The 11,506-nt window shown below is 35.8% G+C and carries 11 protein-coding genes; 2 read left to right on the forward strand and 9 right to left on the reverse strand.

The genetic code is table 11. The features are described from left to right. Nucleotides 1-233: 233 nt before the first annotated feature. From hpf to PQF83_RS17675, 7 genes are all read right to left on the reverse strand, one after another. Nucleotides 234-776 (reverse strand): ribosome hibernation-promoting factor, HPF/YfiA family, encoded by a 543-nt coding sequence (gene hpf, locus PQF83_RS17645; protein ID WP_000671190.1) that lies wholly within the window; start codon nt 774-776, stop codon nt 234-236. A gap of 321 nt (nt 777-1,097) precedes the next feature. Next, nucleotides 1,098-1,295, reverse strand: coding sequence for a cold shock protein CspC (gene cspC, locus PQF83_RS17650; protein WP_001162041.1), 198 nt, complete (start codon nt 1,293-1,295; stop codon nt 1,098-1,100). Nucleotides 1,296-1,421: 126 nt separating this feature from the next. Next, the gene (locus tag PQF83_RS17655; protein ID WP_001998620.1) at nt 1,422-2,126 is read right to left on the reverse strand and encodes a ComF family protein; all 705 of its coding nucleotides are present in this window, start codon (nt 2,124-2,126) and stop codon (nt 1,422-1,424) included. Beyond that, nucleotides 2,126-3,475, reverse strand: a complete 1,350-nt coding sequence (gene comFA, locus PQF83_RS17660) for an ATP-dependent helicase ComFA (protein ID WP_000879440.1) — start codon at nt 3,473-3,475, stop codon at nt 2,126-2,128. Before comFA ends, PQF83_RS17655 begins: the two co-directional genes overlap by 1 nt. Nucleotides 3,476-3,601: 126 nt before the next feature. Next, nucleotides 3,602-5,047 (reverse strand): C40 family peptidase, encoded by a 1,446-nt coding sequence (locus PQF83_RS17665; RefSeq protein WP_000499500.1) that lies wholly within the window; start codon nt 5,045-5,047, stop codon nt 3,602-3,604. Between the two features lie 147 nt (nt 5,048-5,194). Further along, entirely contained in the window at nt 5,195-5,509 is a 315-nt protein-coding gene (locus tag PQF83_RS17670; protein ID WP_000400857.1) for a winged helix-turn-helix transcriptional regulator, read from the reverse strand. 173 nt (nt 5,510-5,682) lie between these two features. After that, nucleotides 5,683-6,525, reverse strand: coding sequence for a DegV family protein (locus PQF83_RS17675; protein ID WP_000844764.1), 843 nt, complete (start codon nt 6,523-6,525; stop codon nt 5,683-5,685). A gap of 239 nt (nt 6,526-6,764) precedes the next feature. On the opposite strand from PQF83_RS17675, the gene PQF83_RS17680 reads away from it, so the two are divergent. Together PQF83_RS17680 and PQF83_RS17685 are read left to right on the forward strand one after the other, a co-directional pair. Continuing rightward, the gene (locus PQF83_RS17680) at nt 6,765-7,400 is read left to right on the forward strand and encodes a YigZ family protein (protein WP_000926683.1); all 636 of its coding nucleotides are present in this window, start codon (nt 6,765-6,767) and stop codon (nt 7,398-7,400) included. A gap of 74 nt (nt 7,401-7,474) precedes the next feature. Then, nucleotides 7,475-8,608 (forward strand): LCP family protein, encoded by a 1,134-nt coding sequence (locus PQF83_RS17685; protein ID WP_000392769.1) that lies wholly within the window; start codon nt 7,475-7,477, stop codon nt 8,606-8,608. Nucleotides 8,609-8,641: 33 nt separating this feature from the next. On the opposite strand, the gene wecB is transcribed toward PQF83_RS17685, so the two are convergent. Next, nucleotides 8,642-9,757 (reverse strand): non-hydrolyzing UDP-N-acetylglucosamine 2-epimerase, encoded by a 1,116-nt coding sequence (wecB, locus tag PQF83_RS17690; RefSeq protein ID WP_000140134.1) that lies wholly within the window; start codon nt 9,755-9,757, stop codon nt 8,642-8,644. A gap of 74 nt (nt 9,758-9,831) precedes the next feature. Continuing rightward, nucleotides 9,832-11,202, reverse strand: coding sequence for a UDP-glucose dehydrogenase family protein (locus PQF83_RS17695; RefSeq protein WP_000287649.1), 1,371 nt, complete (start codon nt 11,200-11,202; stop codon nt 9,832-9,834). Between the last annotated feature and the right edge of the window lie 304 nt (nt 11,203-11,506).

Consider the following 11,506-nt stretch of genomic DNA (forward strand, 5'->3'; position numbering starts at 1 on the left):
TGTTTTTCTTTTTCTCTATTACAATCAGTCGTTATAAAAATCAAATGTATGTTATGCCAATTTTTCTCCTAATTAAAAAAACTAAAATGTATATACCTAATGATAATTGTAACACTTGTCTTATAACTATGACAACAATCGGCCGAATGTCTCGTTCTAAATTGAGAAAACTTTTTTTAAAAATCTATTTTCAGCAAAAAAAGCGCAGCCATTTCGGCTGCGCTTTTGAATTATTATTTAGTTTCAATTAAACCATATTTCCCATCTTTACGGCCATATACAACGTTAGTTTCATTTGTATCAGCATTTGTGAAGACGAAGAAATTATGTCCTAGCATATCCATTTGTAGGATTGCCTCTTCAACGTCCATCGGTTTTAAATCGAATCGTTTTGTACGTACAAGTTCTAGTTCATCCTCTTCTACCTCATCCAGAACAGCTACTGCTTCTGGAAGGATAAAGTTCGTTTTCATAGAACCTTTCTCACGTAACTTACGATTTACTTTTGTTTTATGTTTACGAATTTGTCGCTCAAGTTTATCAACTACTAAATCGATAGCAGCGTACATATCGCTATTAGTTTCTTCTGCACGAAGTAATAAATCAGTAAATGGAATTGTTACCTCGACACGTTGCTTGTCAGAGTATACTTTTAAATTAACTTTAATCTCTGGGAATGTATCAAAATAACGCTCTAACTTACTTAGTTTTTTCTCTACATATTCCTTTAATGCTGGAGTTACTTCAATATTTTCACCACGAATGTTGAATTTCATAGATGAATTCCTCCTTTCAAGCCTATGTACTATAATTTCGACACCGGCTTAAAAACTCCTTCTAACTTTTTTAAAAAAATTAGTGGAATTGCGATTTTTTTATCGTTTTTTGTTGAAATGAAAAGATGCATCGTTTCTATCTTTATTTTATCCTATTAACATCGTGAATAACGAATATAACTGTGGACAATTCGTTACAGAAAAGAAACAACTTTTTGACAACTCATTTTATAACAAAAACCCCTTGCAAAAAAACAAGAGGTTCTACCATATATATAACGTTGCCACAAGCGCAGCTTTCTCTTCCCAAAAACAATATACCTACAGTTTTACAACATTAGCTGCTTGCGGTCCACGTGCTCCCTCTACAATATCAAACTCAACTTGTTGCCCTTCTTCCAATGACTTATATCCATCTTGTTGAATAGCAGAAAAATGAACAAACACATCATCACCGTCTTCACGCTCAATAAACCCAAATCCCTTTTCTGCATTGAACCATTTTACTCTTCCTTGCATGTTCATTCCATTCCCTTCACTCTAAAAATCAGGGCATTTGCCCCATAATTTCACTATAACGAATGACAACTTACGAAGTCAAAGAAGACTTATCGTCTTTTTATTATCTCTTTCGACAGTTACAGATCAACTTCTACAGAGCGTCAAACTAGAAACTTCGCTTGCTCCTTTATCATAGAAAAGACTTCCAATTTGTCTCACTGTAATTCCTGTCGTATATACATCATCAACAAGTAAAATATGTTGACCATGAAACATCTCTTCTCTCTGAAAATAAAAAGGATTACTTCCCGAAAGCCTTTCTTTACGCGACTTCTTACTTTGCTTTTCTGTTTCCTTCCTTCTTAATGATGAATAAAAATTTTTGACAGGCAAACAAGCTGCTAATAACTCTGCTTGATTAAAACCTCGTTCATATTCCCGTTCCCTACTAAGCGGAACAGCAATAACAGTTGAAACGTCCGTAAAATACTTTTGAAATAACTCCCGAAAAGATTGATAAAAAATACGAACTAACTCCGCATCACCTCGAAACTTAAATTGCGCTAGTATACCTTTCATATCATCATTGTACACGTACAACGAACGATTTTTAAAAGGACGATATCCTTCCTCATTCCTCCATCTTACACAGTCCATGCAAATGTCATTTTCTTTATATCGAGTAGGTAAGTCATCTAAAGGACGACCACAATCCATGCAAATTCCTCCTATAATATAGGAAAGTTTTTGCTCACATCTATCACATACATATTTTTTTGGGGACTTTACAAAAAAGGTGTACCAACTAACTGTTTCCACCATATACTCATCACAAAGTAAACAATGCATTAATCGATCAATCCTTGTTCTTTCGCATTTTTGTTCATACTTTGAATATGTTTTTTCGCGCGTACCATTGCCTCTGTCTTACCGTAATGAAAATACATAACCTCACCATATGGCTCTTCAAAACTACGCCCCGCTCGGCCTGCAATTTGTACGAGCGCACTCTCTGAAAAAATTTCTTCTTCAGCTCCTAACACAGCCACTTGTAAGTTCTTCACAGTTACTCCTCTTTCTAAAATTGTCGTTGTAACTAATAACGGAATGTCTCCCCTTCTGAAAGATGCTACTTTTTCTTTTCTCATCGAATCTTCTGCATGCACGCCATCGATTCTATTATCCAACCCTTTCAACAACTGACTTATTTCTTCTATATATCGCACATGAGGAACAAATAAAAAAATAGGATACTTTTTGATTAAGTTCATTTTTAACCATTGTAGTAACACGCGAGGAATTTTTTTATGATGGAGGCTTTTCTTCCAATTTCCGCACCAACTAAATAGAGGAACTGGTAACGGGTGACGATGGTATCTTCCCGAAACAATGATACCTTTTTGTTTCCCTCTTCTGAAATTACGCTTCCACTTTTCATCAGGGGTTGCAGTTAAATAAATACGCGCTGCTTTCTCTTTCATTGCTTGCCTAACTGCATACTGTAACATTTGATCTGCATGATACGGGAAGGCATCAATCTCATCTACAATCATCACATGAAACGCTCTATAGTAACGTAACAGTTGGTGAGTCGTTGCAACGACTAACGCTGCATCTTTTTTATGATCTACACTCCCTCCGTATAAAGCAGCTACAGTTATACTTGGAAACACTTCTTGTAATCTCGGCGCTAATTCCAGTACAACGTCAGTCCTTGGCGTTGCGATACAAACTCTTTCTCCTTTTTGGAGCGCCTCTTCTATACCGTAAAATAACATTTCTGTTTTTCCAGCCCCGCACACAGCCCAAATAAAAAAAGATTCTTTCTGCTTAATCGCTTCTATAACTCCTTGCGCCGCCAACTCCTGACCAATCGATAAAGCCCCATTCCACTGTAATGGATTTAGCTCCCTGTCTCCGTTTCTTTCATGAATCCCGCGAACAAGTACAGCACATTCACTAACTCTCCCCATCGTGATACACTTCCGGCAATACGCGCATGCTTTACCGCACCTTTTACATAAAAATGATGCAAATAGCCGCTGCTCTATATTTCCGCAGCGCTGACATATATATTTAGAAGTATTCTTCGTTATACCTTGTACACATACAACCTCTCCCCTCTTTTTCAAATCACTTAATTCTCTCCGTAAATCTGAAGAGAGTTCTTCTAATAGCAACTGTTTTCCAGCAAGCATTAGCAATCACCTCCAGCACTACTATAAGCCTTTCTTATAATCTCGTAAAAACGCAAAAAAGCCGATAACCTACTTATAAAATAGTAAGCTATCGACTTTATACACGTTTTTTATTCAATTATAATCCTATAATCTACCGTAACCTAAGAAATGTTTTTGGTTGTAAGAGCTATTTACGCTACCGTAAGTAACACCTGTTGATTCATCAGCAGCATGAATCATTTGACCGCCACCAATATAAATACCAACGTGAGATACGCCTGTTCTGTAAGTACCTTGTAAGAAGATAAGATCTCCTGGTTTTGCTTCAGATGCGCTAATCTTTTGTACAGAGTTCCATAAACCTCTAGTATCTTGACGACCTAAACCGTAAACATAAGAGATTAAACCACTGCAGTCAAATCCACCATTTGAAATTGACGCACTACCCCATACGTATTTTAAACCTACTAAGCCTTTAGCTTTTTCAACAACATCTTGTCTTCCGCCACCATTGTCAGCTGGTACTACTGGGGCTGGTGTTGCTTTTTTCTCTTCTTTTTTCTTAGGCTCTTCTTTTTTATCTTGTCCGTCATTGTTTGCTGGAGCTGCTGGCTCTGCTTGTGTTTGTGCTGGCTGAGCTGGAGCCTGTGACGGTTGTGCTGGAGCTTGCGCTTGTGCTTGTTGTGCAGCTTGTTCTGCTTGTTTTTGAGCAGCAACTTCTTGTGCTGCTTTTTCTTGTGCTTCTTTTTCAGCAATTTGCTGTAATTTTAATGCCTGTTGTTCAAGCTCCTTCAATTGTTCTTCCGTACTTGTCATTGAAGTTACAACTGTATCCATTTTACCGCTTAAATCGTTTACTGCCGCTGCTTTTTTCGCTTTTTCAACATCAAGTTCTTTTTTAGCAGTTTCAATTTGAGCTTGTGCTTCTTTTAATTCTTTTTGCTTTGTTTTTACCGTTTCAACATCTTTTTTCACGTTCGCTTGATCTTCTTGTTGTGTTTTCATGATGTCTTCGTCAGACTCAAGAATTTTAGAAACTGAATTTAAACGATCAACTAAATCTGCAAGATTTTTAGAGTTTACAAGAACTTCTGTTACAACGTTTGTGTTTGGTTGCTCTTGAAGTGCAACTAAACGTTTTCTTAATAACTCCTCACGTTTTGCAATTTTCGTTTGTAATTCTGCAATATCTTTATTTTTCTTTTCGATTAATTGCTCAGTGTCCGCAACTTTTTTCGTTGTTTCATCAAGCTTTGCAGCATTCTCTTGAACAGACTTATCTAAACCTTGAATTGTTTTGTTTAAGTCATTCATTTGTTTTTGTAATTCATCACGTTCTTTTTGTTGTTTATGTAAAGTGTCATTTTGTGTATTAATTTGTGATTTCACGTCAGAAATTTTATCTTCAGCAAATACATTTGGTGTTAGTCCTGAAAACATTAACCCTGCCACTAATGCGCAAGATGCCATTTTTAGCTTTTTCATTTTATTTTTTACACCGCTTTCTTTTTTCTTTTTCCGTATATAACCTATAAAATTTATACCATAATTCGGGATTTTTTTTGCTAATGTTACGCTTTTGTAAAACAAATGTAATATTATATGTAACACCATCGCAAAATATGCATATTTTTGTATATATGTGTAGATTTTTAAAAGGTTTTTATAAGCAAAGAAAAAAACGCAAGGTTTCCCTTACGTTTTATTAAATATACTAATACGGATGAAATCAAAACGTTATTTCATCCATTTCTCAGCCCAATTTTGGACTTCATCCATAACACTTTCTAACGCTTTTCCCTTGTCCGTTAAGCCGTACTCGATTCGAACTGGTACTTCTGGATAAACATTACGAACTACAATGCCTTCGCTTTCCAATTCCTTTAAACGCTCTGATAACATACGATCGCTCATATTCGGTATAATATCTGCGATTTCTCTAAAACGTTTTGACTCTTCCAGCAAAGATTTAATAATTAAGCCAGTCCATTTCTTACTAAGCAAAGTAAAAGCTGACTCAAACTTTGGACATAAACAAGAATTATGCTCCATATGTTTCACCTCTCTTCTATTATAATATAGTTTCTTGTAAAAAGTAAGTTATAAAACTTTCCTCATTATTTTATTTTACGTACATTTTACCATTTCCAAATATTAACTTGTCAACTTCACGTAAAATATCCGTAAAAAAACCCTCTTCCGAAAGAGAGCTTTTTATATCTTTATTACTTCGTATACCATCCAAGACCTAATGCACCTTCACCTAAATGCGTTCCAATTACAGCACCGAAATAACCTGTGCGGATTGTAACATGAGGATATTTTGCTTCTAATTCTGCCTTCCATTCATTCGCTTCCTCTTCACGTTGTGCATGAATGATAACTGCTTCCATAGGTACACCTTTACTTGCTTGCTCATCAAAAATTTCAATGATACGTTTTAACGCTTTTTTACGCGTACGAATCTTTTCAAACGGGATAATGATTTTGTCTCTAAAATATAAAACCGGCTTTACTTGTAACAGACTACCGATGAAAGCTTGCGCACTATTTAATCGGCCTCCACGTTGTAAATGGTGTAAATCATCTACTACAAAATAAGCGTCCATCGTTTTCTTCATTTCATCAAAACGGGCGATAATCTCTTTTGGATCCTTCCCTTCGCTTGCTAGCTTTGCACCTTCACGCACGTAGAATCCTTGTACTTCACAACTAATTTCAGAGTCGTACGTATATACATCAATACCCTCTACCATTTGACCAGCTGTCGTTGAAGTTTGATATGTACCACTAATCCCACTTGAAAGATGAATGCTAATAACTGCATCATAATCCTTAGATAATTCTTCATATAGCTCAACAAACTTTCCGATTGCTGGTTGAGAAGTTTTTGGAAGTTCTTCTTGCTCACGTACTTTTACATAAAAATCATCTGCTGAAATTTCAGCTTCTTCTTGATAAGATTCCGTTCCAAACACAACGTTTAATGGAATCATATATATATTGAGTTCATCACGAATATGCTTCGGTATATATGCTGTACTATCAGTAACAATAGCTGTTTTCATTTTCGTACCTGCCTTATAAAAAAGTTTTTATTTCCTAATTTTACACGAAAACTAAAAATGGTGCATCCATACATGAAAATGCGGGTTTGAAATTATACTCATCATCTCGACAAATTACAACAAAAAGGTAAAACACTCACCAAAAATTTCAGCTTATTTATAAAAAATGTTTGAATATAAAAACGCCCGCTTTTAAAATGTAAAGTACTAGTCATTTTGATGGATAGGAGCGTATACAAGTGTTATTACAATATTTAACAATAAAAGACTACGGTGAACACGAAATTGTTATTCAAAAATCAAGATTCATCTGTTATGTTAGTCGTGCTACAACCGAAGAAGAGGCTCAAGAATTCATACAAAAAATCAAAAAACAAAACTGGAATGCAACACATAATTGTTCTGCTTATTTAATTGGCGAACAAGATCAAATTCAAAAAGCAAATGATGATGGTGAACCTAGCGGTACAGCTGGCGTACCTATGTTAGAGGTACTAAAAAAACGCGGTTTAAAAGATACCGTCGTTGTCGTTACCCGCTATTTTGGTGGCATCAAACTGGGCGCTGGTGGATTAATTCGCGCATATGGAAAATGTACAAGCGAAGGCATTAATCATGTCGGTGTTGTCGAGCGAAAATTAATGCGTGTTATGCAGACCGAAATTGATTACACATTACTTGGTAAAATTGAAAATGAATTACGCAATTCAAAATATGCTATTAAAGATATACATTACCTCGAAAATGTCACATTTGATACGTATGTAGAAGAAGATGGAAAACAACCATTCACGGATTGGATGATTGAATTAACAAATGGGAAATGTACAATTACAGAAGGAGATATGTTGTACTTAGAACAAGATGTTATCTAAGAATAAATACTGTATCGCCTTTAAAGATTAATGTAGTGAATTACTTTCCTACAAATGAACTAAGGAGATTATATATGGAAGAACGTTATTATCATCTCCAAAATAGCAGAATAAAAAAGAAACGAAGAAGAAAGTTTTTCTACTTCCTTATTTTCTTATTTTTATTTGGTAGTGTAGGACTTTATATATTAAATTCCTACTCTTCTCTCATGGGGATGTATAGTGGTTTTACTCGTGAAAAATCGGATTTGAGAACCGAAGATGTAGAAATTACAAAGGAGCCTTTTACACTCCTTATTATGGGTATAGAAGATTATGCAACAGACGGCCAAAATGGTCGTACAGATTCATTAATGTTTGCGACAGTCAATCCGAAAACGCAAAAGATTTCGCTTATGAGTATTCCTCGGGATAGTCGCGTTCCAATTGTCGGAAAGAATAAAGAGGACAAAATTAACGCTGCGCATGCTTACGGCGGAGAAGAAATGGCAATCAAAACTGTCGAAGGTTTTCTAAAAGTGCCTGTCGACCATTATCTTAAAATTGATTTCCAAGGCTTTAAAGGTATTGTTGATGCTGTTGGCGGTGTTACTGTTGATGTCCCCTTCGATTTTTGGGAGCGTTCAGACGTGGATTACTACAAAAAAATCGAATTTAAGCAAGGACAACAAGAATTAAATGGTGAAGAAGCACTCGCTTACGTTCGTATGCGAAAGCAAGATCCGAATGGTGACTATGGCCGGGCTGCTAGACAAAGACAATTACTAGCTGCTGTTGCTCAAAAACTAAATTCCACCTCTACCGTATTTAAAATTAAAGATTTGACAGCAGTCGTTGGAAAATATATAAAAACTGACATTCCTATTTCAGATGGCCTTGCTCTTTACAAGAAACTTTCTGGGTTTGATCCTTCCACAATACAAACACTCAAACTTGAAGGAGAAGACAAAAAAATAGGTGGTATTTATTACTTCCTTCCAGATCCAAACGGTGTTGAGGCAGTACGTAACGAAATTAAAAAAGAACTAGGAGAAAAGGTAACCACGCAAGAAAATTCAACAACAAAAACGGAATCCACTCCTTCTTCAAATTCGAACTCTAACGAGAAAGCGAAGAAAGAAACGAATCATAATCAGAACAAAACACCAACTGATCCCCCTCCTTCTACGAATGCTCATGCAGAGTGGATTATGAGAAATCAGCAATAAAACAGCCAAATCGCATGCGATTTGGCTGTTTTTTTATTTATTAAAATGTTTTAAGATTGCTTCTACAATACGCTCTGATGCGCGGCCATCACCGTACGGATTAGATGCTTTTGACATCTTATCATGAGCTTCTTTGTCTGATAACAACTCATCAGCAAGACTAAAGATTGTCTCTTCGTCTGTTCCCGCTAATTTCAACGTACCTGCTTCAATACCTTCTGGACGCTCTGTTGTATCACGAAGAACAAGAACCGGTACACCTAATGACGGAGCTTCCTCTTGTACACCACCAGAATCAGTTAGCATTAAGTATGAACGAGCTGCAACATTGTGGAAATCAATTACATCTAGCGGCTCAATTAAATGAATGCGGCCATGATCGCCTAAAATATCATTTGCAGTTTCACGAACAACAGGGTTCATATGAACCGGATACACAACTTGTACGTCTTCATGCTTATCAACAAGACGCTTAATTGCACGGAACATATTACGCATTGGCTCTCCTAGGTTTTCACGACGGTGAGCTGTCATAAGTACAAGACGATCACTTCCAAGTTTCTCTAGTACAGGATGACTATATGTTTCTTTTACAGTCGTTTTTAGTGCGTCAATCGCTGTATTTCCTGTTATGAAAATACGTGATTCATCTTTATTTTCTTTCTGTAAGTTCGTTGCTGATTTTGCTGTAGGTGAGAAATGAAGATCTGCCATTACACCTGTTAATTGACGATTCATCTCTTCTGGGTATGGAGAATATTTATCCCATGTACGAAGTCCTGCCTCGACATGACCTACTGGAATTTGATTATAGAAAGCAGCTAAGCTTGCGATAAACGTTGTCGTCGTATCACCATGTACAAGTACGATATCCGGCTTTGCTTCTTTCATTACTTTATCCAAACCTTCTAAACCACGCGTTGTAATATCGATTAAAGTTTGGCGATCCTTCATAATATTCAAATCGAAATCTGGTGTAATTCCAAAGATACTTAATACTTGGTCTAACATTTGACGATGTTGTGCTGTTACAGTCACAATCGATTCAATTTTCTCTGGATGCTTTTGCAACTCTAATACAAGAGGTGCCATTTTAATTGCTTCTGGACGTGTCCCGAAAATTGTCATTACTTTTAAACGTTCAGTCATTTCATTGCCTCTTTTCTTTCACTAGTTACAAATCCTATTATGACATATAAGAATATACATGAATACATACCTTTTTAACGAATAACGGAAAAATCCCTCTTATGAATACTTTCTCTTCCAACAGAATAATAATCTATTCCTTGTTTCTTAACATCCTCATTAGTATAACAATTTCTTCCATCAAATAAAATAGGTTCTCTCATAAGTTGTACGTACTTTCCTAACGGATACGTTCGGATAGCCTCCCATTCTGTCACGATAAAAGCCGCACTCGCTCCTCTAATCGATTCATCTATACATTCGCTATATTGTATAGCCTCTCCAAAGATATTTTTCATATTTTGAATCGCCTTCGGGTCATATAGCACTATGTCTGCACCTATATTCATTAATTCTTGTATCATAATAAGGGACGGTGCGTCTCTTATATCATCTGTATTCGGTTTAAATGCTGCTCCCAGCACTGCAATTCGCTTCTTGTTCATATTTATTACTTTCTTCGCTTTCTCAATCAATAATAGCTGTTGTTTATTATTTACTTCAATGACGGCTTTTAACAAACGAAAATCATGTGCCACATTCCCTGCAATTTGCACAAGCGCTTTCGTATCTTTCGGAAAACACGATCCCCCGTAACCAATGCCCGCATTTAAAAAAGACGACCCAATTCTCTTATCCATTCCCATTCCTTTTGCAACATCTAATACATTAGCTCCTACCTTCTCACATATATTTGAAATTTCATTGATAAAACTAATTTTTGTCGCTAAAAAGGCATTCGATGCGTATTTAATCATCTCTGCACTTTTTATATCTGTAACATACGTTTGCAAATGTAATTTACTATATAAATTCTCAACTTTTCGCGCCGCTTCCTCATTATCAGCTCCAATTACAATACGATCTCCCTGAAAAAAATCGTAAATCCCTGAACCCTCCCGTAAAAATTCGGGATTCGATACAATATGTAATTCATGCCTATTTTGTAATGTCTCCTCAATCCATCCCCTCATAGCACCATTCGTCCCTACAGGAACAGTACTTTTTGTAACAACAATAATGTCTTTAGTCGCATATGTTCCAATATCAAAACATGCATTTTGAATATATGTTAAATCTGCTGTCCCATCTAATAACGATGGCGTTCCAACTGCAATAAATATAAATTCTGCATCATGAAATGCTTCTTCTTTACTTGTTGTAAAAGTTAAACGATTATTCTCACACGCATCATGTATTAATTCATATAAGCCAACTTCATAAATAGGCAGATCCCCTTGTTTTATCCGTTCAATTTTCTCATCATTTATATCAAAACATGTAACCGAATGTCCCAATACTGCCAATCCTACTCCTGTAATCAATCCAACGTATCCGGTACCTATTATCGTAATTTTCATTTCCTTTTCGCACAGGAATATACAATAGAAAATATACGAATACATAGAATTTCCCCTGTGCTTCCCCCCTCTCACATTAAAAATGAGAAAACTTTTTTACTTCTTTATTATATGAATTGCTTTCTTCATTCTTTTTTAAGTTTTTGTAAAATTAAATATTGTCCATAAAACAAATAGAAATTTTACCGAGATTAAAGTTGCACATTCAGGCTTGAAAAATTCCCACATTTTAACACGGAACTTACTCATTTCTACGTGTAACACTTATAATATTGAAATAAAATTATTCGCTATTAAAGAGAAAGAGAAAATGTCATATTCCAAAGCCCAATACGATTAACCTTCTCAA

This window comes from Bacillus sp. FF-1 (assembly GCF_028548245.1).
Lineage (GTDB): Bacteria > Bacillota > Bacilli > Bacillales > Bacillaceae_G > Bacillus_A > Bacillus_A paranthracis.

Bases quoted from the DNA above. Each gene is read 5' to 3' on its own strand.
- hpf (WP_000671190.1), bottom strand. From the start codon at position 776: ATGAAATTCAACATTCGTGGTGAAAATATTGAAGTAACTCCAGCATTA.
- cspC (WP_001162041.1), bottom strand. From the start codon at position 1,295: ATGCAAGGAAGAGTAAAATGGTTCAATGCAGAAAAGGGATTTGGGTTT.
- PQF83_RS17655 (WP_001998620.1), bottom strand. From the start codon at position 2,126: ATGCATTGTTTACTTTGTGATGAGTATATGGTGGAAACAGTTAGTTGG.
- comFA (WP_000879440.1), bottom strand. From the start codon at position 3,475: ATGCTTGCTGGAAAACAGTTGCTATTAGAAGAACTCTCTTCAGATTTA.
- PQF83_RS17670 (WP_000400857.1), bottom strand. From the start codon at position 5,509: ATGGAGCATAATTCTTGTTTATGTCCAAAGTTTGAGTCAGCTTTTACT.
- PQF83_RS17675 (WP_000844764.1), bottom strand. From the start codon at position 6,525: ATGAAAACAGCTATTGTTACTGATAGTACAGCATATATACCGAAGCAT.
- PQF83_RS17685 (WP_000392769.1), top strand. From the start codon at position 7,475: ATGGAAGAACGTTATTATCATCTCCAAAATAGCAGAATAAAAAAGAAA.
- wecB (WP_000140134.1), bottom strand. From the start codon at position 9,757: ATGACTGAACGTTTAAAAGTAATGACAATTTTCGGGACACGTCCAGAA.
- PQF83_RS17695 (WP_000287649.1), bottom strand. From the start codon at position 11,202: ATGTATTCGTATATTTTCTATTGTATATTCCTGTGCGAAAAGGAAATG.